Origin of the sequence: Sphingobacterium sp. UBA5670 (assembly GCF_002420705.1) — a bacterium.
Classification (GTDB): domain Bacteria; phylum Bacteroidota; class Bacteroidia; order Sphingobacteriales; family Sphingobacteriaceae; genus Sphingobacterium.
Genome location: NZ_DIIM01000013.1, coordinates 248,344 through 270,356, shown reverse-complemented (window position 1 = coordinate 270,356; position 22,013 = coordinate 248,344). Strand labels below are relative to the sequence as shown.

19 protein-coding genes and 1 tRNA gene are annotated in these 22,013 nt (G+C 38.6%); 7 read left to right on the top strand and 13 right to left on the bottom strand.

Annotated elements, in window-relative coordinates:
• Positions 1-81: 81 nt before the first annotated feature.
• The 3 genes from chrA to B3C94_RS11990 form a co-directional block, all read right to left on the bottom strand.
• A complete protein-coding gene (gene chrA / locus B3C94_RS12000) occupies positions 82-1,410 on the bottom strand; it encodes a chromate efflux transporter (RefSeq protein WP_293903904.1) in 1,329 nt (442 codons plus the stop codon).
• Positions 1,411-1,614: 204 nt separating this feature from the next.
• Complete coding sequence (locus B3C94_RS11995) at positions 1,615-2,136, bottom strand: OmpA family protein (RefSeq protein ID WP_046671760.1); 522 nt, start codon at positions 2,134-2,136, stop codon at positions 1,615-1,617.
• 98 nt (positions 2,137-2,234) lie between these two features.
• A complete protein-coding gene (locus B3C94_RS11990) occupies positions 2,235-4,421 on the bottom strand; it encodes a glucoamylase family protein (protein WP_293903901.1) in 2,187 nt (728 codons plus the stop codon).
• A 160-nt stretch (positions 4,422-4,581) separates the two neighbouring features.
• Here B3C94_RS11990 and B3C94_RS11985 point away from each other — a divergent pair, with 160 nt between their 5' ends.
• Both B3C94_RS11985 and B3C94_RS11980 read left to right on the top strand, forming a co-directional pair.
• Complete coding sequence (locus B3C94_RS11985) at positions 4,582-5,535, top strand: acetyl-CoA carboxylase carboxyltransferase subunit alpha (protein ID WP_293903900.1); 954 nt, start codon at positions 4,582-4,584, stop codon at positions 5,533-5,535.
• A gap of 322 nt (positions 5,536-5,857) precedes the next feature.
• A tRNA-Lys gene (locus tag B3C94_RS11980) sits at positions 5,858-5,930 on the top strand.
• Between the two features lie 138 nt (positions 5,931-6,068).
• On the opposite strand, the gene B3C94_RS11975 is transcribed toward B3C94_RS11980, so the two are convergent.
• Complete coding sequence (locus tag B3C94_RS11975; protein ID WP_293903898.1) at positions 6,069-7,967, bottom strand: alpha-L-fucosidase; 1,899 nt, start codon at positions 7,965-7,967, stop codon at positions 6,069-6,071.
• Positions 7,968-8,241: 274 nt separating this feature from the next.
• On the opposite strand from B3C94_RS11975, the gene B3C94_RS11970 reads away from it, so the two are divergent.
• The 4 genes from B3C94_RS11970 to B3C94_RS11955 all read left to right on the top strand — a co-directional run bounded on the left by B3C94_RS11970 (position 8,242) and on the right by B3C94_RS11955 (position 11,005).
• Positions 8,242-8,694 (top strand): SRPBCC domain-containing protein, encoded by a 453-nt coding sequence (locus B3C94_RS11970; RefSeq protein WP_293903896.1) that lies wholly within the window; start codon positions 8,242-8,244, stop codon positions 8,692-8,694.
• Positions 8,695-8,791: 97 nt separating this feature from the next.
• Positions 8,792-9,220 (top strand): DUF1801 domain-containing protein, encoded by a 429-nt coding sequence (locus B3C94_RS11965; protein ID WP_293903894.1) that lies wholly within the window; start codon positions 8,792-8,794, stop codon positions 9,218-9,220.
• Positions 9,221-9,230: 10 nt separating this feature from the next.
• Positions 9,231-10,160 carry a DUF1801 domain-containing protein gene (locus tag B3C94_RS11960; protein ID WP_293903892.1) on the top strand — a complete coding sequence of 310 codons (930 nt, stop codon included), beginning with the start codon at positions 9,231-9,233 and terminating at the stop codon, positions 10,158-10,160.
• A 23-nt stretch (positions 10,161-10,183) separates the two neighbouring features.
• Entirely contained in the window at positions 10,184-11,005 is an 822-nt protein-coding gene (locus tag B3C94_RS11955; RefSeq protein ID WP_293903890.1) for a VOC family protein, read from the top strand.
• Positions 11,006-11,083: 78 nt separating this feature from the next.
• On the opposite strand, the gene B3C94_RS11950 is transcribed toward B3C94_RS11955, so the two are convergent.
• On the bottom strand, positions 11,084-11,503 hold the full coding sequence (locus B3C94_RS11950) for a SufE family protein (protein ID WP_070566085.1): 420 nt from the start codon (positions 11,501-11,503) through the stop codon (positions 11,084-11,086).
• Positions 11,504-11,515: 12 nt separating this feature from the next.
• A complete protein-coding gene (locus B3C94_RS11945) occupies positions 11,516-12,739 on the bottom strand; it encodes a cysteine desulfurase (RefSeq protein ID WP_293903887.1) in 1,224 nt (407 codons plus the stop codon).
• A gap of 189 nt (positions 12,740-12,928) precedes the next feature.
• Here B3C94_RS11945 and B3C94_RS11940 point away from each other — a divergent pair, with 189 nt between their 5' ends.
• Positions 12,929-13,921, top strand: coding sequence for an acyl-ACP desaturase (locus B3C94_RS11940; protein ID WP_293903885.1), 993 nt, complete (start codon positions 12,929-12,931; stop codon positions 13,919-13,921).
• 54 nt (positions 13,922-13,975) lie between these two features.
• Here the strand turns inward: B3C94_RS11940 and B3C94_RS11935 are convergent, their stop codons facing one another.
• The 7 genes from B3C94_RS11935 to B3C94_RS11905 all read right to left on the bottom strand — a co-directional run bounded on the left by B3C94_RS11935 (position 13,976) and on the right by B3C94_RS11905 (position 21,996).
• Positions 13,976-15,463, bottom strand: a complete 1,488-nt coding sequence (locus B3C94_RS11935) for a peptide MFS transporter (protein ID WP_293903883.1) — start codon at positions 15,461-15,463, stop codon at positions 13,976-13,978.
• Positions 15,464-15,517: 54 nt separating this feature from the next.
• Positions 15,518-17,290: a peptide MFS transporter gene (locus tag B3C94_RS11930; RefSeq protein ID WP_293903881.1), complete on the bottom strand. Its 1,773-nt coding sequence runs from the start codon at positions 17,288-17,290 to the stop codon at positions 15,518-15,520.
• Positions 17,291-17,427: 137 nt separating this feature from the next.
• A complete protein-coding gene (locus B3C94_RS11925) occupies positions 17,428-17,757 on the bottom strand; it encodes a helix-turn-helix domain-containing protein (protein ID WP_070566095.1) in 330 nt (109 codons plus the stop codon).
• Between the two features lie 66 nt (positions 17,758-17,823).
• Positions 17,824-19,194, bottom strand: coding sequence for a Mur ligase domain-containing protein (locus tag B3C94_RS11920; protein WP_293903879.1), 1,371 nt, complete (start codon positions 19,192-19,194; stop codon positions 17,824-17,826).
• A gap of 7 nt (positions 19,195-19,201) precedes the next feature.
• Positions 19,202-20,041 carry a 50S ribosomal protein L11 methyltransferase gene (gene prmA, locus B3C94_RS11915; RefSeq protein ID WP_293903877.1) on the bottom strand — a complete coding sequence of 280 codons (840 nt, stop codon included), beginning with the start codon at positions 20,039-20,041 and terminating at the stop codon, positions 19,202-19,204.
• Positions 20,042-20,050: 9 nt separating this feature from the next.
• Positions 20,051-20,818, bottom strand: coding sequence for a triose-phosphate isomerase (gene tpiA / locus B3C94_RS11910; RefSeq protein ID WP_293903875.1), 768 nt, complete (start codon positions 20,816-20,818; stop codon positions 20,051-20,053).
• A gap of 11 nt (positions 20,819-20,829) precedes the next feature.
• Positions 20,830-21,996 (bottom strand): putative sugar nucleotidyl transferase, encoded by a 1,167-nt coding sequence (locus B3C94_RS11905; protein ID WP_293903873.1) that lies wholly within the window; start codon positions 21,994-21,996, stop codon positions 20,830-20,832.
• Between the last annotated feature and the right edge of the window lie 17 nt (positions 21,997-22,013).

Genomic DNA, 22,013 nt, shown 5'->3' with positions numbered 1-22,013 from the left:
AGTCGATGGGCTTTTCTTGTTTATTCGCTTCAATTTAATAAAATTGTCTGCGAAGCTCATCCCTAGATGGATATATTTATCTTACCGCCATAAAAATAAGACAAAGCCATAGATCAAGCTCAGCAAAATAAGTTTTAACATGCCAATTCTATATTTAAACAAAAGAAAAACGGAAAAAAGCAACCAAACGACTGCAATGGGATCGATTGAAAACCATGCACCTATACCCTGCGCAAATAGAATCCCTTGCCCCAAATAACAGGCTAAATTAACTATTACTCCGACCACTGATGCTGTCACTAAAGATAGGACGTATTGTATCCCTACATTTTTTTGCGCCCGCTCAATCAGTGGTGCCCCCACAAAAATGAGAGCAAAGTTTGGCAAAAAGGTAAAATACGCCGTAGCAGCCAAACCTATCGCCGCCATGGTATAGGACTGTTGAAAATGATTGAAGCCAGCCATAAACCCTACATAAGCCAATACAACCACCAAAGGTCCCGGCGTCGTCTCTGCAAGTGCAAATCCATCGATCATCTGACTCTTTGTAAGCCACAGCAATTTTTCTGTCACAAGAGCAGCAACATAGGGAATAACGGTATAGGAACCTCCGATCGTCAGATAGGCAGATTTTGTAAACAAAAACGAAAGTGTTTTCCAAAAATCTGTATCAACCGTAAAAAACAGTAATGTGGAAAATGGAATCAACCAGAGTAAAAAAAACAACAAAATCTGAGCAAAAATACGACGATAGGATAAAGACGGAAGCTTTTCGAGGGTATTGATAAAGTACGACGATTCGAGTTTCTCGCCATCATTTTCTAGACTAGTATCTATTTTAGAGGTTTTCGATAAAATGGAATATAAAAGTATACCAAAAGCTATTACGCCAACAATAATCCAAGGCATGGGTACCTCAACAAAATATGACAGAAAAAAAGCCGCCAATGCAACCCCATAATGCCATCCACTGACAAGCGATTTCTGTCCCACCCGAAAAGTTGCAAATATAATAATTCCTAGAACTGCCGGTTTTAAGCCTGAAAATAAGGCCATCAGCAATGCGGAATTACCATAGTGTGCGTATATTGAACTGAGTCCAAATATAATAAGAAGCGAAGGAACAATAAAAAATAATCCGGCAAGGACACCTCCTTTCAAGCCATGTAATTTCCAGCCGAGATAGATGGTCAATTGATGTGCTTCGGGGCCGGGGAGCAACATACATGCGTTGAGCGCCTGAAAAAACTTCTTGTTGCTTACCCACTTCTTCTTTTCAACCAAAAAATCATGCATAATTGTCACATGACCGGTTGTTCCACCAAAACTTATCCAGCCTAACACAAACCAAAACCGCATCGCTTCCCAAAAAATCGGCTTTTGTCCCTTATCTTCTTCTTCTAAATTCATTGTTTTAAACTCTATTTCTATTAAGCTTATCTTGTATTGACAATCAATCCCACAAAATAAACTTTATTCCACTGCTCGTATTTAAGAACAGTTAATGCATGGAACTCTTATCAAAGAGGTTTGGCCCCTATATATAACCGTATAAAAAAAGCGGGATATTTAAAATATCTCGCTTTTTTTATATTAAGAATTTGATGAGATAAACTATTTTTTATCTAAAATAGTAACTTCCACTCTTCTGTTTTTTTGACGTCCTTCGGGAGTTTTATTATCGCCAACCGGATTTGACTGACCAAAACCTTTCGCCGTGATGCGTGATTCAGCAACACCTGAATCCACTAAGAACTTCTTCACTGAAGCAGCTCTTTTATCAGAAAGCCATTGATTATACTCAACAGTACCTGTTGCATCTGTATATCCATCGACTTTAATCTTATTATTGCTTTCTTTTAAGATCAAAGCCAATTTACTGACTTCGGTTTTTGCCTTTTCAGACAAATAAGAAGAGTTTGTTGGAAACAATAAATCGGACGATATACTAAACTTAATCCCTTCATCAGTTCTTTTAGCATCATTAAAATCCTTCTTCACATTTTTCAATCCATCATCAGTTCCATCTTTTGTTACAACAGCACCTGGATTGACTACAATAGCTTGTTGTTTACAGGAAAATAACGATAAACTTGCACATAAGGTTAAAATCCCCAAATTAATTTTTCTAAGCATGTCGTTTCTAGCGTATTTAATATCGATTTAAGCACTGTAAATATAACGAAAAAAGTCCAATAAGACATCTTTCCCCCGCCCTATCTAACGTAACAAATCTATTTCTTGGTATATACTTTTTCCATGGTCTTTTTCACTTCAGGGATATTTTCGTATAATTTCCAGATCATACCCGAATTTGCATTCTCGATCATCACCGCAATTGTTGCCTGATTCCTTGCGCGATAGCTTTCAGAGACATCGTTATTTTTAATATCGATCCAGCTTCTAAAACCATATTGTGTAAATAGCACATCGGCATATTCTTCATAGAACTTTCGTAAGGCTTTTAGTGCAATCTCTTTTTCAAACGGATAAGCTGCAATAGATATTGCAGGATTTACTAAATATCCCCGATAAGTATCTTCAACATTTTCTACTCCCCAGATATCCGTAAATCGTGTCCCTATGCTCATTTCATTATCTCTGCGCTTATAAGCAAGGATATAATCCGACAAATACTTCTTGTAATCCACAAAATCATCTACTTTTCCCTTAGGATCCATAATAAGAAAAGGGCGATAAACGGACATTAATGATTCATTCAAACTGCCTCCCGCGATATTTTTAGCAAAAATAACTTTGTCATCGGAATAAATTGAAGCTCCGGTATTTCCCGCATCACCAATTAAAGGGTTGGTACTTATTGAACGCGCCAATGAGTCATTCAACTTCATCCGCAGCTCAGGAGCCAAATCATTGGATTCATCTCCAAAATACAATTCATTACCTTTATGTTTGGTGGCAAATCCATTGGTATAGGCTGAAATCGGTAGAGGATGTGTCGGTGAAGACATCGCCAGTAAGTAGGTCCCCAAACTCTCATTAAACCCTCCCAGCAGTCTAGACCTAGCTGTACTGTCTACTGGAGACCATTTGTTCCAAAGTACATCAGCATTATTTGCATCCGTAAAATAGTTCCAATTTATACGTTCCCAGAGTTTGGTAATGTTATTTCTCAGCGCCTGTTCTTCGGGATTATCTTTAGAGAAATACTGTCGGGCGATTAAAAGCGATTCCATGATATGCGATGTCCCACGCAAATCATACGTTGGAATTGAATCGCGATAATAAGGCACCCCTGAACGACCATCATAAAGTGCTGTAAAGACACCTTGATGCTGTTGTGCGCTTCCTAAAAATTTCACCATTCGTGCTAACCTGAGCAAAAGAGCCTGCCTCGAAATCAGGTTATTTTCCCCCGCCACAAGCAAGCCTAAGATCGCATAACCAGTTTCGTTGGTGGATACAATAGCCTGTCTATTGCCTCTATCGGGCAGGAACATACCGCTATTTACATCATAATTATCTATAAAATAGTTGACATGTGCATTCCGAATAAAATTTAACATCTCCGCATCCGTACCTTTTTTTGTCTGTACCTCCCTAACTTCGGAAAAAGGAGATTCAACATAATTATAGTCTACCCAAGCTATCTTATAATAATAAGGTTTGTTATATTCATCCACCCTATCCAACGATTTTTGCACATAGATGGGTAAAATTGCAATCGGCTGAAAATTAAGTTTATCTTCCGAACGATAAATTTTTACATAGCGAATACTTGGGGTCAACGGTAATTGCCAAACCAGTTCCACTTGTTTATCCACAGAACTTATTTTCGACAAAATGGCGGCCGATGACAGTTTTACCTTTGGATAGTTTTTGGGTAAAAACTCAATTTGATCGATAAACAATTGATTTGTCCGCAGAGAAGTTCCATTTTGTTCCAGAACTAAGGCTGAAACAGACTTACCCATTGAAATTCCAGCAAATTTAGTAATTGGAATAGAAACATTAAGCCAAGTATCATAAGCAAAATCATCGATATAATTTGCAATATCCACCGCATTCGTCCTTGTATCATTTTGCTGCAAGGTGACTTTAGGCAATTGTCCTTTCTCTGTGTTGCTTTGAACAAACAATTTAAAGGTCAGATGGTCATCTTTAGCGATTAAATAGGGGAATTTCTGCTTGTCGTTTAAAATGCTTGCTTCCCATTTTCCATTGGGAGAAGAAACATACCGCAGCGAAAGCGAATTGCCCGGAGTAAAAAACAAACTATCGGACACAGGTAAGCTATAACTCACATTCTGTATCCATGATTCACCTGTATAATGAGCAATACTTTTAGCATAACTCCCGTTGATAACGCTATTGTCAAATAAAACTTCAGGATAACTCTCCGATCGAACAAGCGAAGGTAAGATCAGCAACAAAAGAAAGTAAAAATATTTTTTCAGCATAAGTCAACATTTTTCACAGGGCTACAATCAAAAACTAAGCCACCACTACGATTATAACGCAAATGTAACAAAGGAATTCCAATGATATTATCCTCCTTAATTTTAATTTCAGAAAAAATGCGCTAAATTAGCCCTCTGAATATTTTCATAAAATAGATATATGAAAACCACGTTTGATTTTGAAAAGCCAATTGCAGACTTGCAATTGCAAATTGAAAAGGTAACTCAAGTTGCCGAAAAAACTCAAGTTGACATGAGCGCAACCGTTCGTGAGCTTGAGGAAAAGCTTGCTTCTACAGAAAAAGAAATATACGGCAATTTAACTGGCTGGCAGAATGTTCAAATGTCGCGTCACCCTGATCGCCCGCAGACTTACGATTATATAGAAGCGATCTGCGACGAATTTATTGAGCTACATGGTGACAGAACTGTTAAGGATGATAAAGCCATTGTTGGCGGTATGGCTTCTATAGATGGTAATGCTGTTATGATCATTGGTCATCAAAAAGGCAAAAACACAAAAGAACGCCAATATCACAATTTTGGAATGGCTAATCCTGAAGGCTACCGAAAGGCTTTACGTTTGATGAAAATGGCCGAAAAGTTCAATAAACCCGTGATCACCTTAATTGATACGATGGGTGCTTATCCGGGCTTGGAAGCTGAAGAACGTGGACAGGGAGAAGCGATCGCGCGTAATCTGATGGAAATGGCGGTATTAAAAGTTCCTATCATTTGTGTGGTTATTGGCGAAGGAGCTTCCGGAGGAGCTTTGGGGATCGGTGTTGGAAACAGGGTTTACATGATGGAACATACCTGGTATTCGGTTATCTCTCCAGAATCTTGTTCTTCTATTTTATGGAGAAGTTGGGATCATAAAGAGAAAGCCGCAGAGGCATTAAAATTAACTTCAGAAGACATGTTGGGCAACGGGTTAATTGATGGTATCATCCCTGAGCCTTTAGGCGGTGCACACCAAGATCCGGCGGCAGCAGCAGCGAATCTAAAAAGCCAATTGTTAAAAGATCTTGCAGAATTGACTGCTAAAGATAGTGACACATTGGTTTCAGAAAGAATTGATAAATTTAGTAAAATGGGCGTTGTCACTGAATAAGATGACTCACCCCTATCATAAAAAAAAGTCAGCCATGTAGCTGACTTTTTTTATGCCTAATTGTATAAGAAAATAGGCTCTAAGTATCTTTGAAAGTGACTCACTGTCAATAGATCCCCTACCTAAGTTGGTAGATCAACATCTATTCGATGACAAAACAAATCTTTCTAGTTCCCTAAAAAACGATACATGATCGGGTGCTTTATAAAAGAATAATTCAGTAACATTTAATAAGTTACATCTTTTTGCATCAAAAAAGTCAAAAACATTTGGCAAAAGTCATTTATTTTCCTACCTTTGCATCACTTTCAAAAACGGAAAGGATTCCGTAGCTCAGCTGGTAGAGCAATACACTTTTAATGTATGGGTCCTGGGTTCGAATCCCAGCGGGATCACAAAAAAAAGCTAATCGCAAGATTAGCTTTTTTTTGTTTTAACGATATTCGGATCCGAAAGCAGGTCCGGCTGGATTTGATTCTTTGGGGCGCGGGTATACGCATGTGAATTAGAGACTGAGCCAATCCCAATACATATTATTCTGGATCCAATATTACTTCCAGAAATTTCACCATTTCAGCCCCTTCAATGCTATTTGCCTTTAATTCGATTTTCTGGTTGCCTTTGGACAGATTTACACTTCCCAATTCGAGCTGGATTCCGCGTGAACCGATAGGAGAAGCCGGATTTATCACAAAATCGAGGTCCTTTCCTCCTAGAGTCAAACTTAAACTCCCTCCTGTGTTCGCTACATCTTTTACATATCTGACGGAGACCTTAAACCTCCCACCAGTTAACACATAAGTATTCCATACCAGACCTTGATATAAGCCGGTCCACCCAGTAACATAATAACGATCTTTTTTACCATCACCGAACTTCATCTGCGGCCCTATCTGTTTAGCGTAAAATGACAAAAGCCTATTTTTGGAAAAATTGTGATCTAAACAGATGACATCATTATCGTTTGGATTCATGCTATTGCTTTCGAGCTCTACAACCACAACCGAATCACCTTCTTCACGATCAATTCGGTCTGTAGAAATATGCAAACCATCATCCTTAACACTATAATTCTCTATTGTCTTACCCGACAAAGAGGAAACTGACTTAACTCTACCTTTCAATCCTCCAACAATCAACTCCCCCTGCTGAGGCCCATCAAAGACATGGAGATATAAAATGTTCCCTCTTTGTGTAATGACTCCCCAAGGCTGGCGAGGCAAACCGGAAGGTGCAACAGCAATAACACTTTCACGATTCCCTTTCATCCATTGACCTAATCCCTTTAAAATGGCAACATCATGACCATCGATGCTTCCATCCCCCTTAGGACCAATATTCATAAGAATATTCCCTCCCATCGCGGTCGCCTTTGCCAACAGCTTAATAAAATGTGCTGTAGATTTATGACTTTTATCTGTCGAAGAGTAACCATAAGATTCATTCGTCGTGGGTATCGCTTCCCAGTAAGCTCCGTTGGAAACCGGATAATATTCCTCCGGCCGATCTGCTGTATTCAGATAGTCGCCATAATTCTTTTCCTCCGTACGAGCCAACCTACCGTTGACAACAATAGAAGGATCCTTCATTCGAATCGCTTTGAGTATCCTCAAATTTTCCGATAGCGGCAACTTATGCGGCGTGTCAAACCACAATAAATCGGGATGATAACGTTGGATAAGTTCTTCAATCTGTGGAATTGCTTTTTCATCCACATAACGTTTAGCTTTTGTTAACCAATCAGGATGCTTGTCGAACCACTTTGCACCGCCCAGCAATTTATCTCCCCCTGGGTTATCATAATCCCAGTCATTCCCGGGAGCATCGGGATGTTCCCAGTCGAAAGCATGCGAGTAATAAAACCCAAATAAAAGTCCATGCTTACGACAAGCTGCAGCTAACTCGGCTAAAGGATCTCTTTGAAATAGCGTATTCGCTAACGAATATTCACTTGAAAATGCGGTGGGATACATTGCAAAGCCATCATGATGTTTGGCTGTGATAATAAAATATTTCATGCCTGCGTCCTTTGCCAACAACACCCATTCCTCTGCATCAAATCTTACCGGATTGAATCGTCGTGCAGAATCAAGATATTCCTGACGTGGGATTTTCATTACACGCATCAAATGCTCAGCATAACCACCACCTTGTTTTCCTTTCCATATATTGCCATACTGCGAGTAAACACCCCAATGAACGAACATACCAAATGTTGCTTCCTTCCACCTCTTGATGCGTTGCTCCCTCGTACTGGCCACTTGTTTCCACCAGTCATTTTCAGCTTCCACTAGTGCATTTTTATCACGCGCAGTAGCATCATTAAACATATTCGCAGCTTCATTACCCTCATTTACATCTTTAGTCTGCGCCATGGAAACAATTGTTCCTGAAGAAAGTAATAAAAAAAAGAAGTACTCAATTTTAAACATAATGTCGGTTTTATGGATCGCAATAAGAGTTATTCCGATTGAATTCGATCAAAAGTAACATAAAGTACGATTCGACAAGTGTACAAATTGTTCATTTTGGAGGAAATATTGATCCGAATTGCTACAAGGAAAACCTATTCTCCAATCGACTGTTTACTTAAGATGGCAAAGACACTTAAAGAGAGATGTCTAAAACTGTGCAAATATTTTATAGCAACTGATACAAGCTATTACTATTTATTGAATATTTGTCTGAAACTTTAATTCAATCATTATGGAAAAGTTAACCGCAAAAGCAAGTATACAGATTCAGAAACCTATCAACGAAGTTTTTGAGGCAATCGTAGATCCCACTAAGATGAACCACTATTTTATAAAATCGTCAACCGGACGGTTAGAGACTGATAAAACGGTCGAGTGGACATTTCCTGAGTTCCCGGATAGTTTTCCTGTCACCGGAAAAACGATCAACCTAGACGCCTATATTTCCTTTGATTGGAGCGGCGGACTCCCGAATCAATTGGTGGAAATTGTATTATCTACATTTGGAGAAAACTCTACTATTGTAAAGATTACCGAACATGAGATGAACAATGATGCAGAAGGCATTTTAATTATGATGCGTCAAACCGAGGGATGGGCCAACTTTCTCGCATGTCTGAAAGCATATCTTGAATATGATATTAATCTGAGAACGGGAGCCTTTGATTTTATGTTCCAAAAATAGTCGCTGCAAAACATAATCAAGCACAAAATTAAATCTCAAGATCATTACATAGTTCAATTAAAATTATAGGAAGACTTCTCCTAGCATTCAATGATAAATGGCACAAAATAAAACAGCATATACCGAAGCATCTGTCGAAGACTTTATCAAGACAGTTGATGACCCACAAAAACAAATGGATAGCACAGCACTTATAAAACTGATGGCAACCGCGACCGGTGAACCAGCAAAGATGTTCGGATCATCCATTATCGGATTCGGGCAATATCATTACAAATATGCAAGCGGACATGAAGGCAATGCCCCTCTGCTTGGATTCAGTCCCCGAAAATCAGCGATTTCTCTTTACGTGTACAGCGGAGGAGATGAACAGCGTCATTTAGTTGATCAGTTGGGAAAGTTCAAAATAGGCAAAGCCTGTATATACATCAAAAAATTAAGCGACATCAATGTAGAGACATTGAACCTGCTTATGTGCGAAACGATAAAGTTTATAGAAAACACCTATACGAGAATCAAAGAATAGCATCCAAATTATGGCAACGAGTATCTCAACAATAGACGAATATATCAATCAATTTGACGGGGAGAAAAAAGAATATCTGATCAAGGTGAGACAGCTTATCGCTGGCCTAGTCCCTCCTTCTGCAGATGAAACGATCTCCTATCAAATGCCGACCTTCAGATACAAGGGTAATATCATCCATTTTGCGATGAACAAAAACCATTTGGGCCTCTATCCAGGACCTGCTGCTATCGAGCACTTCATTACAGAACTCAAAAATTTTAAAACTACAAAGGGTGCAATACAGATTCCATTGGATCAACCGATTCCAACACAAATAATTACCGATATTGTCAATTTTAATATTGATAAACTTAAAGATAAACAAGGCCCCAATTGGTACCAAAGCCGAGGGAACTGGCAGGAGGCTGAAGAACTCATGCAGCAGATAATCCAGCAAACTTCCTTAAAAAAGGAATTCAAATGGGGGAGCTATATTTATACGCATAAAGGGAAAAATGTTATTGGTTGGGGTGGTTTTAAAAATTTCTTCTCCCTCTGGTTTTATAATGGTGTATTCTTAACCGATCGGGATAAACATCTCATCAGTGCCTCCGAAGGAAAAACGAAAGCATTACGGCAATGGCGCTTTGAAGACGTTAAGGATATGAATACTGAAAAAATAGCCAAATATATCCAAGAATCCATCCAAACCATTGATCAAGGAAAAGGGTTCAAACCAACAAAATCTCCAACGAAGGCCCCTACTGGTCTATTATTGGAAGCTCTGCAGACGGATCCCACCTTTGCAGAAAGTTTCCAGGCTTTAACACCAGGAAAACAGAAAGAATACATTGAGTACATCGATGAAGCCAAGCAAGAAAAAACGAAACAATCCCGTATTGAAAAAATTAAGCCGTTGGTCCTCGCTAAAAAGGGCTTGAACGACAAATACAAATAGGTGAACGCTAAAACAAAAAAAAGATGAATAATTCAATTATCCCATCCATTTGGTTCGATCAAAACGCGCAGGAAGCCTTTGATCTTTACGCTGGTACCTTCCCTAGGAGCCATATTAGCAACAGCTCTCCCATCGTTGTTGAAGCTGTCCTAAGCGGTGTGAAATTTATTGGAATAAATGGAGGTCCTATATTCAAACCCAACCCATCCATATCATTTATGGTCATTTGCGAAAGCAAAGAGGAAATTGATCGTATCTGGAATTCACTTGCAGTGGACGACAACATCTTAATGCCTTTAAACTCCTACCCTTGGAGTCCTTACTACGGCTGGCTGGCCGATAAGTTTGGTGTCAATTGGCAATTATACCTCGGTAAACTGAGCGATACCAACCAACAGGCAATTGTACCGACGCTAATGTATTGCGGAGAGCAACAAGGAAATTGCGAACAAGCGTTAGCATTTTATGCAGAATTATTTCATGATTTTCGAAGCAATGGGATCATGAAATACACAGAAGGTGAATATATCGGCTCAATCCAACATACCCAATTTTTAGTCCGGGATTTTACACTCATGGCAATGGATAGCGGTGTTCTCCAAACTTTCACCTTTAACGAAGGTATTTCACTCACTATTCTCTGTAAAGATCAGCAGGAAATTGATTATTTTTGGAATAATATCACGAAGAAAGGCAAAGAGAGCATGTGTGGCTGGTGCAAAGACGAATTCGGCGTAAGCTGGCAGATCGTACCCGAACAAATTGCAACATTACTACAGCGACCGGGGGCAAATGAAGCGCTCATGAAAATGAAAAAGATCATTATCCGGGAGCTCATTGGATAATTTCAAAAGGATTCTCAAACTGAGGAGAACAGCTATTTTAAAATAGTATCAAGAAAAAAGGGGATTATTCATCCCCTTTTATGCTTTCACTTGCAATGCCAATGCGTATAATTTCATTTGCTTAATCATGGATAGCAAGCCATTTGCCCGAGTTGGTGACAAATGTTCTTTCAGCCCTATTTTATCTACAAAATATAAATCGGCATCAACGATCTCCTTGGCGGTATGTCCAGATAGTACTTTGACCATTAAACTCACCAAACCTTTTGTGATAATCGCATCACTATCTGCGGTAAAATACACTTTTCCATCCTTTATTTCCGGGAAAAGCCATACTTTGGACTGACATCCTTTGATGATATATTCGTCTGTTTTGTATTGTTCATCAATTAGAGGCACTTCTTTCCCGAGCTGGATGATGTACTCATATTTTTCCATCCAATCTGTAAAGAAAGCAAAATCCTCAATTAATTCATCCTGTATTTCATTAATGGTCATACCTATTTTTTATTAAACTAACATATTGACCGCACGTTGGATACCTGCGACCAAAATATCTATTTCCTCTTTTGTATTATATACGGCTAAAGAAGCACGAATAGTTCCCGGGATGCCAAACCTATCCATGACAGGTTGGGCACAATGGTGTCCTGTACGAACCGCAATTCCTAATTTATCCAGAATCACACCAACATCATAAGGATGGGTACCATCAATGACAAATGAAATAACAGAACATTTCTGCTCAGCCGTTCCAATAAACCGCATGCCCGGAATTTCAGCCAACTTCTCCGTAGCGTACTGCAACAAATCATGTTCGTAGGCCTCAATATTGTCCAAGCCTATTGAATTGATATAATCGATTGCCTCATTTAAACAGATACCGGCCTCAATATTAGGCGTACCGGCCTCAAATTTAAACGGCAACTCATTATAGGTTGTTTTTTCAAAAGTAACCTCTTTAATCATATCTCCGCCACCTTGATAAGGTGGCATTGCGTTCAATAATTCCTCTTTACCATATAACACGCCTACTCCTGTAGGACCATACATTTTATGTCCGGAAAATACCAGAAAATCTACATCAAGTTTTTGAACATCAATCTGTATATGTTGAACAGCCTGCGCAGCATCGACTAAAACAACAGCACCATGTCGGTGAGCAATTGAAATCATCTCACGCACAGGATTGATTGTCCCCAGGGAGTTTGAAACATAGGTTACAGCAACTAATTTGGTTTTCTCATTAAACAAATTGCTGTAAGCATCCATATCAAGCTCACCTTTGTCGTTCATCGGAATGACCCGAATTTTACAGCCCTTTTCATCACAAAGCATCTGCCAAGGCACAATATTAGAGTGGTGTTCCATGGCAGAGATAATGATCTCATCGCCTGCTTGAATAAAAGCTCTTCCGTAACAGGTTGCTATGAGATTAATACCATCTGTTGTTCCTTTGGTAATAATGATTTCCTTATCTTCAGCAGCATTGATAAAAGTCTGAACCTTTTTTCGGGTTACCTCAAAAGCGTCCGTCGATATCTGACTAAGATAGTGCACACCACGATGTACATTACTGTTCATATCTGTGTAATAACGCACAATCGAATTGATAACAGCACTCGGTTTTTGTGTCGTTGCGCCATTATCCAAATAAACCAATGGTCTGCCGTTTACTTCTCTTTTCAGTATCGGGAAATCAGCACGTATTTTATCTATATTAAATCTTTCCAACGTTGTCTAAATAATTTATACAAAGTTAATAGTATTTTATCGAATACAGGGTGGGCAATCTGTTTTTTATGTCATTATCGATTCTGGTTTTCACGGGTTTTTCACTTCGAAAAGTAAATTTTGGCATTTTAAACAATTATAGTTAGCTTTTACAATTTATTGATGCTATTTAGTTACCTTTGTAATGATATGCAAGAATTACCTCTAAATTTATCAGAAGGCTCACGTAAAGAAGTGATGACCTATTTGGAACCGTTCATGCTCAATGAGATGAGCGAATACCTGAAGCCTGTTGAAGACATGTGGCAACCTGCCGATTTTCTTCCAGATTCTTCTAGGGACACTTTTTTTGAGGAAGTAAAAGAGTTGCAGGAAAGTGCAAAAGAACTCTCTTATGATTTGGTCGCAGTATTAGTTGGAGACACCATTACCGAAGAGGCCCTTCCAACGTACGAATCATGGTTGACAATGGTAGAAGACGTTAACAAAAACGAGCAAGGTGGATGGATGAAGTGGGTACGCGCTTGGACTGCTGAAGAAAACCGTCACGGTGACCTGTTGAACAAATACCTTTATTTGTCGGGCAGAATAGACATGCGTCAATTTGAAATGTCTACACAATATCTTATTCAAGACGGTTTTGATATCGGTACTGGTGCAGACCCTTACCGGAATTTTATTTATACTTCATTTCAGGAATTAGCAACCAACGTTTCCCATCGTCGTGTATCTGGGCTTTCTAAAAAAAGTGGTGATAAACTTTTGGCAAAAATGTGTGGTGTCATCGCATCTGATGAAGCACGTCATGCTAAAGCCTATATGTCTTTTATTTCAAAAGCAATCACCGTAGACCCGAGTGAAGTCATGATTGCATTTGAGGATATGATGCGTAAAAAAATCGTTATGCCAGCCCAGTTCTTAAGAGAAGCAGGTGAGCCCCAAGGAGAGGCATTCGCACATTTCTCAGACGCAGCCCAACGATTGGGCGTATATACTGCTTTGGACTACGTCGATATCTTGAAAGAGCTAAACAGTGAATGGAAAATAGATCAAGTTACTGGACTGAATGATAAGGGTGAGAAAGCGAGAGATTATCTACTAAAACTACCAGATCGTTTGGCTAGACTGGCTGATCGAATGAAGGTGCCAGAAAAAGATTATAAATTCAAATGGATTTATTAATATAAAAAAAGCTTGATTTAATAATCAAGCTTTTTTTATATCTAATTTTAAGGACTAGCGTACCTCCTGCATTAATTTTTTCACCAATGAGGAGAAGAGAATTAATATCACTCCAGCAATCAAGGCAGATATCCCTAAAGTTTTATAGCCATCCGTATAAGCCACCAACTTGGATGATAGTGTTCCTCCGGTATTTGCTTCGGACATTTCAGCTCCAATTTTACCAGCGAAAAACTGTCCATAAGCACTTGCCAAAAACCACATGCCCATCATCATACCAAACAAACGTTGTGGAGATAGCTTCGTGATAATGGACATTCCAATAGGTCCCAAACAAAGTTCACCAAAGGTGATAATCAACCAAGTAAAAGTGAATAAATTTAAAGATGACTTTCCATCAGCATCTGCAAAAAATCTCAGGGAGTAAAAAAGGAAAAAGCCCAAAGCCAAAAATAAAAATCCAATTCCAAATTTAATGATCGTATTCGGTTCTAATTTCTTCTTAGCAAGCCATACCCACAACAGACCTACTAAAGGGCTAAAAATAATAATGAAAAAAGAATTCGAACTATTATTGATAATATTAGGATCTATTTTAAAGAAAAGTAGATTATCCACTAGATTATCCTTCGCAAATAATGAAAGGGATCCACCACTTTGCTCATAAATCGTATTAAAAATTAAATACATAATAATGAAGATCAAAGCGGCAATAACTTTCTTTCGGTAACTATTATTCAATTTGGTTAACTCAAAGCCCAAATACGCAATAGCAGCGATACCAATTCCATACATAAAATAATCCGTAAAATTACTATTATGAATGAGTATATAAATAATCGGTAACATAACAATAGCACCTGCAATAACCAAACTTTCCTTTATTGTACGAGAAGATTTTGAGTTATGAGCCAATGGGGAATTTCCTATTGGTGCGATCGATCTCCGAATTAGAAAATAGGTAACTAATCCTATGATCATCACGATTGCAGCAGCTAGAAAACATAGGCTCCAGGAATAGTTTTTTCCCAAATAGATACACAATGCCCCACCTAACAATCCACCAATATTAATTCCAGCATAAAACATCCCGTATCCTGCATCACGACGCACATCTCCTTCTTTATAAAGCTCGCCTACCATAGAAGAAATATTGGGTTTAAAGAAGCCTGTACCAATAATAGAGCAGGTAATACCGAAATAAAAAAGATCATGGGGATTATAAGCAATGATAAGATTACCAATTGCCATAATTAATCCTCCAAAGATTAGGGATTTTTTAAATCCTAAAATTTTATCCGCAAAAATCCCTCCTATGAACGTAAACGCATATATAAAGGCCTGTATTGCGCCATATTTTAGATTGGCATCTTTTTCAAACAATCCAAGTTGATCTGTCATAAAAATGACCAAAACACCCCGCATGCCATAAAAACAAAATCGCTCCCACATCTCGATGGTAAATAAATACCATAATTGCTTTGGGTACTTTCCCTCAAAATTTTGAATCTCTTCTAGCGATTCCCTTGTACTAACCTCCATACTATTTTATATTAATCAAAAAAGCTTCTTTCGTAAAAGAAGCTTATATATTTGTTATTTAATTCCGTGCATCAATCGTTTAATCAATGGATTAAACAGCATTACTAACAGTCCTGCTAAGGCAGGAATTGCGGTAAATAAGAAGAAGAAGTAACTCAAGGAGTGTTCCTCTTGAATGGTCTCCACTTGTCCTCCCAATACGGCCGCAACCTTCTGTGCAATAGCAATCGCCAAGTACCAGATGCCAAACATAAATGCAAGCATGCGCGCGGGCACCAATTTGGATACGTAAGAAAGACCTACAGGTGAAATAAATAATTCGCCCAATGTATGGAACAAATAGGTCAGCACCAAAAATACCATCGAGATTTTAGCCCCTTGACTTATTCCCATAGATCCCAATCCAATAATCAAAAATCCTATCGCCACCAAGATCAAACCAAAGCCATATTTGAAGGCTGCCGATGGGTTATATTTGGACTCCCAAATTTTGGATACCGAGGAGGCAAGTGCAATGATAAAAAATGAGTTGAGGATCGAAAACCAGGAGACTTTAATTTCTGATGCTTCTTTATTGAATTCATTGTACAACATCCAGATTACTGCTCCCCAGATCAACCCAAAACAGATAAACAATACGATATTTGAAATGGCAATTTTGTTCCAGGTTACTTTTGCCAATTTAATCAGAACCCAAGAGATAATCGAAAGTGGTACAATCGTCAATAAACCATTTACCACATTAAAGGTTGTCAATGCAGCACCAGTAAGTGATCTATCAATATTGTCTCTAGCCACAAGAACCAACGAAGTTGCCCCTTGCTCAAAGCTCATAAAAAAGAAGACCAAGAAAAACGCTAGCAACACCACCGCAAACATCCGATCCCTGACAACCTTATCATAACGCATAATCCGTGTCACAATAAGATATATGAAGAGAATCAACGCCACAATGACCATAATATACTGACCTCTAAGAAACGGTGTATCCAAACCAGAAAACACATCAACAATACCGTTCTTAGACAAAGGATCATTGAAAGCGTATACAAAACCAATAATAGAAACTATCGCGATCAATACATAATCCCGTAGGGTAAATGGATTTCTAGTATCCGTATCCTCAGCGATAACTTTATGTTCCCCTGAGGTAGACTTATTTAAAACACCGAGATTTCCCATGAGCGGTTTTGCAAAAACAAACTGCAGCGTTCCTAAAAGCATAAAGATACCAGCCAATCCAAATCCCCAGTGCCAGCCATAAGTTTCAGCAATATATCCGCATAGCATCATACCAAAAAAAGCACCGGCATTAACACCCATGTAGAATATCGTATAAGCACCATCTTTTTTCTCCGGCAGATCTTTATACATCTCACCCAAGATAGAAGGCATATTGGGCTTAAAAAAGCCTGTACCGACAACTAGACATATCAGACCAAGGAAAAACATAATTGAGGTATCAAAAGCCATGGCAGCATGCCCCAGTGTCATAATCGCCGAGCCAATGATAACCGCTTTACGCGATCCAATATATTTATCCGCAATAATCCCTCCTAGAATAGGAGTTAAATAGAGCATCATGGCATAGGTTCCATAAAGTGCTCCTGCTTGCTGTGCAGTCCAAGACCATCCCGAGAAGGGACTACCTTGAATGACTGCCGCAGTTAAAAACTGCATTAAGAGGACACGCATTCCGTAGAACGAAAAACGTTCCCACATTTCAGTAAAGAAAAGGACAAAGAGTCCCGAACGCTGTCCCAACACATTTGACTTAAAAAAATCAGTCGACGGGCTAGTAGTCATATCCCCGTTTAATCTCCCCATAAATAATCAACCTTTATTTTTTTGATAAAATACTTACAAAGAAACAAAAACAAAATCACTTTTGACCAAAATAAAGTTGCATAAACAAAAAAAGGCAACCCTTTGGATTGCCTTTTCAGTAACAATTTTAATATGCCCTATCTTTTGTGCAATTGCTCATAAAGATCAATAACCTTTTTCTGCAATTCAATTACTTCGCCATCGCGTTGTTGTAATTTTTGCGTCAAAGCATTCACCTCATTTACATACTCTTTATCTTCTTCAGAATCTGAAGTAGATAAAAGTTGAACAACTGTCAAATTGAATAATTTTGAGATTTGATTCAGGCGAGACAAATTCACATCCGTAATCCCTGTTTCAATTTTAGAAAATGCTGGGATTGAGATATCCAATCGTTTTGCAACATCCTCTTGACTCCACCCTTTTTGGTGTCTAAGTAATCTGATTTTTTTTCCTAATGCATTCATCTGGTAGATATTTTAAACAAAAATAATAAATTACAATTAAATTTACATTAAATTATATTTTTTTCTCTAAAAATCTCTAAAAAAACGATCAGCCAACACCGACAAGTTAACCCCATTATAATTATTTAAACTCATAAGAAGTAAATTGTACCCCTTAGACTTCACGCCATCTAAAAAAGAATAGAGCCCATCCAGACTTACAACAACCTCTAAATCAGGGTTATTAAAATTATCTCTAATATTATTGGGTACATTTTCAATATCTTTATTGAGCTCTTTACAGGAATTTATATTCACGTAGACCACAGACACATCCGACTCTTTCATAGAGTTCGCATATTGTAACAAAAACGATGAATCTAAACTATCATACGAGTTTAATTCAATAATTGTGACCAATTTCTGATTAGGAAATTGCTCTTTCACGGCGTGAATACTTGATTTCACCTTGTCCGCATTGCAGGCATAATCCTGATAAACTACAGACCCCTCTGAGCTCGCAACAAACTCCAAATATCGGATCGAAGTATTAAAACTCTTTATAGCCTCAAAGAACTCTTTCTTTTTGATCCCCAACCATTCACAGATCGTATATGCTCCGGCAATATTAGACAGATTGTGCTTACCAAATACCTGCAATGGAATGTCGCCATCTGCTGTGTTGATATAGGTTACCCCTTTATTGATCGTATAATCAGGAATCTTATAGCCATGCCTATTGATCTTACAATCTTTCGTGTCTTGAAGAACTTTTTGTAAAACAAGATCCTCCTTATTATAAATCAAGGTACCTTTGGGCGGAATCGAGTCAATAAAATCTTCAAATTGTTTAATATATTCCTCTTGTGATATTTTCGAATTAAACTCACTCCATACGATACCCGAAATCAAGGCTATATTTGGTTTATAATACAAAAACTTCGACTTCGGATCGATTTTGGATGAAACATATTCATCTCCTTCGATAATAATAATCTTATTATGCTTAGTGATATCGACCAGCTTATCAAAACCTCTCAGCTGAGCACCTACCAAATAGTCAAATTCTTTTCCTAGAAATCGCATAACATGCATAACCATACTCGTTATGGTTGTCTTGCCATAACTTCCAGCAATAACTACTCGAATTTTATCCTGAGAAAGCTCCTGTATAAATTCGGGAAAAGAATAAATTTTTAGACCTAATTCTTGCGCTCGCTTTAACTCAGGATTGTCTGCCTGGGCATGAGCCCCCAAAATCACCGCATCAACATCCTCTGTTACCCTTTCCTCAAACCATCCTAGCTGATCAGGAAGCAATCCAGCTTCGATCAGATGAGAACGAGAAGGCTCCACGATCTGATCATCAGAACCAGTCACTTGATGCCCTTGTTTTGCCAATGAAATAGCAAGGTTATGCATCACACTACCACCTATTGCTATAAAATGAATCCGCATAGCTAAATTATCGCTTCACAAATTTGGCTGCACACCAATTGTTTAAAACTTTATTGGAGATAAACTCAAAGCCCGATGATACTGCAGAATCGCTTAAAATCGCCAAATCCTCCTGTTCATAGAAACCACTTAAGTATAACTCTCCTCCTGTTCGCATACTCAATGCATATTGTGGCAATTGCTCTAAAAGTATGTTGCGATTAATATTCGCCAAAATCACGTCAAAGACACGACCTTCCAACACTTCATAAGAGCCACAGAGCGCTTTGATATGCTCCTCGTGATTAAGTACCTTATTTTCAATCACACTTTCCACACATATTTCATCATAATCCACAGCTAATACGGAATCAGCTCCTTTTTTTGATGCCAGAATTGCCAGGATTCCTGTACCGCAGCCCATGTCCAAAACTTGCTTTCCATTAAAATCATTCTCCAAAATATACTGGAGCATCATCGAAGTCGTTTGGTGATGACCGGTGCCAAAAGACATCTTCGGGTCTATAATGATTTCGTATGGAAATTCTGGTCTTGCCTCATGAAAAGTTGCACGTACATAGCATTGTCCTCCCACCTCTATTGGGTTGAAGTTACTTTCCCAGAGTTTATTCCAATTCTGATTTTCTATTTCCTTTACCTCATAATCGACCTCGAGGCCGTCATAAGGCTGCAGCATCAACGTCTCTAATGCCTGCAAGTCAAGATTTGCAGCCGGAATATAGGCTGCAAATCCAGATTCGGTATCTTCAAAGGTATCAAAGCCAATATCAGCCAAATCAGATATCAACAAATCCTTTTGCCATTCTTCGCCTGATCGCATTTGAAAGATAACCTCTACGTATTTCATTTCTAAAAATTAGCCGTTAAATACTTTAGCGATATCAATAAAATCTCTCGATTTCAAAGATGCCCCTCCAATCAAACCACCATCAATATCTGCCTGCGCAAATAAATCCTTCGCATTACCAGGATTACAAGATCCTCCATATAGAATACTTGTATTCGCTGCAATCTCTTGACCATATTGATCAGCAACAACCTCGCGGATAAATTGATGAACCTCTTGTGCTTGCTCTGGACTAGCTGTCAATCCTGTCCCAATTGCCCATACCGGCTCATAAGCCAATACAACTGAAGCAAACGCTTCTTTTGATAAATGGAACAGCCCTTCAGTCAATTGTGTTTTAATAACATCAAAGAAAGCACCTGATTCACGTTCTTCTCTTGTTTCTCCAATACAGAATATAGGAGTTAAGCCATGTTTCAAAGCTATATCTACTTTAGCTGCCAATAATGCATCTGTTTCACCAAAATAAGCACGTCTTTCTGAGTGACCTAAAATAACATGTGAAGCACCAACTGATTTTACTTGTGACGCTGAAATCTCACCTGTATAGGCTCCAGACTCGGCTTGATGAATATTCTGTGCACCGATATTTACATTTGCGACATTTTTAGACAGTTGTCCAAGACTTGACAAATGAATAAATGGGCTACAAACAACCAATTCTTGATTTCCAATCACTTCATCTTTGGCCATATTGATAATTTCAGAAAATAAACTTAATCCTGATTGATAATCCAAATTCATTTTCCAATTACCAGCTACGATTTTTTTACGCATGATTTTACGATTTAATTATATTTTTTGTTAAGTTGATTCAATTTATCTTTAATCTGCTCTGAGAGCACCTTTCCCTTAGAAGTATATAGAGCCTCCACATATGCCATAAATTTATCAAACGCATAAGTCTGTGTATTCCCATCAAACACCCAAGCAAATGACGGTACAAATTTAGCATAAAAACTTGTATCTGCCAGCATGCTTCCAATCCCAATTACTGTTCCCGTATTTAAAGTCGAATTGATGCCAAGGCGTGTATAATCTCCAATAAACGATCCGCATTTTAATAACCCAGTGTCCCGGTCCCCGTTCAAAGCATAATCGTAAATAGAAACCGTCTTTAAGTTATTCTTTAGATTGGAATTAGAGGTACCGGCCCCCAAATTGCACCAATCCCCTATCACCGAGCAACCTAGATAACCGTGGTGTCCTTTCGCAGAGAAGTCGCCAATGACCGAATTTCCGATCTCCCCACCGACAACACTCTGTTCTCCAACAGAAACATTTCCATAAATGGTCGCCCCCATTTTCACAACCGCTCCTTTGCCGAGGTACAAAGGACCACGCAAATGTGCCCCCTCCATGATTGTAACATCTTCATCGATATATATTGGCCCCGTTAGGGAATTAAGTGTTACACATTCCATACTAACCTTATCCGCGATATAAAAGCGATTACCTAGTAATTGATTCGTAGCAGAGACCGTTGGAACTCGAGCATCTTGAACCAACAACTTAAAATCATTTTCTATTTCTGCCCCAGTCAACAAAAACAGGTCTTCAACACCTTTTAATATATGTACTTTCTCCCCGATCTCCCGTGCACAATAATGACCCGAATGCGTATAGCGACAGGCTAAAACATACCCTTCGTGTACCAAGACATCTCCCCGATTCAATCGCCGAATAGCTGCTAATAATCCAGCAGAGGGGACAACATTCGCTGACACCCAAACAGCCCCTTCTTCATTCTCACTCGCCAAGAGATATTGAACATCATGTCCCGACACTATTTTTTGCCATTTTTCGCGTAAAGTCAGCACACCTACCCGAAGATCTAAACAGGATTTCAAGAAAGTAAAGGGATAAAGACTCTTTTTATCAAAGGAAATAAATGGGGAGCCAAGCGTATCCAACAATTGGATCGTATCAAAGCAATCTGTAAAGAAGATTTTCACAAATTAAAAATAACAAA

Coding starts and splice junctions, on each gene's coding strand:
- chrA (WP_293903904.1), bottom strand. CDS start 1,410: ATGAATTTAGAAGAAGAAGATAAGGGACAAAAGCCGATTTTTTGGGAA.
- B3C94_RS11995 (WP_046671760.1), bottom strand. CDS start 2,136: ATGCTTAGAAAAATTAATTTGGGGATTTTAACCTTATGTGCAAGTTTA.
- B3C94_RS11990 (WP_293903901.1), bottom strand. CDS start 4,421: ATGCTGAAAAAATATTTTTACTTTCTTTTGTTGCTGATCTTACCTTCG.
- B3C94_RS11985 (WP_293903900.1), top strand. CDS start 4,582: ATGAAAACCACGTTTGATTTTGAAAAGCCAATTGCAGACTTGCAATTG.
- B3C94_RS11975 (WP_293903898.1), bottom strand. CDS start 7,967: ATGTTTAAAATTGAGTACTTCTTTTTTTTATTACTTTCTTCAGGAACA.
- B3C94_RS11970 (WP_293903896.1), top strand. CDS start 8,242: ATGGAAAAGTTAACCGCAAAAGCAAGTATACAGATTCAGAAACCTATC.
- B3C94_RS11965 (WP_293903894.1), top strand. CDS start 8,792: ATGGCACAAAATAAAACAGCATATACCGAAGCATCTGTCGAAGACTTT.
- B3C94_RS11960 (WP_293903892.1), top strand. CDS start 9,231: ATGGCAACGAGTATCTCAACAATAGACGAATATATCAATCAATTTGAC.
- B3C94_RS11955 (WP_293903890.1), top strand. CDS start 10,184: ATGAATAATTCAATTATCCCATCCATTTGGTTCGATCAAAACGCGCAG.
- B3C94_RS11950 (WP_070566085.1), bottom strand. CDS start 11,503: ATGACCATTAATGAAATACAGGATGAATTAATTGAGGATTTTGCTTTC.
- B3C94_RS11940 (WP_293903885.1), top strand. CDS start 12,929: ATGCAAGAATTACCTCTAAATTTATCAGAAGGCTCACGTAAAGAAGTG.
- B3C94_RS11935 (WP_293903883.1), bottom strand. CDS start 15,463: ATGGAGGTTAGTACAAGGGAATCGCTAGAAGAGATTCAAAATTTTGAG.
- B3C94_RS11930 (WP_293903881.1), bottom strand. CDS start 17,290: ATGGGGAGATTAAACGGGGATATGACTACTAGCCCGTCGACTGATTTT.
- B3C94_RS11925 (WP_070566095.1), bottom strand. CDS start 17,757: ATGAATGCATTAGGAAAAAAAATCAGATTACTTAGACACCAAAAAGGG.
- B3C94_RS11920 (WP_293903879.1), bottom strand. CDS start 19,194: ATGCGGATTCATTTTATAGCAATAGGTGGTAGTGTGATGCATAACCTT.
- prmA (WP_293903877.1), bottom strand. CDS start 20,041: ATGAAATACGTAGAGGTTATCTTTCAAATGCGATCAGGCGAAGAATGG.
- tpiA (WP_293903875.1), bottom strand. CDS start 20,818: ATGCGTAAAAAAATCGTAGCTGGTAATTGGAAAATGAATTTGGATTAT.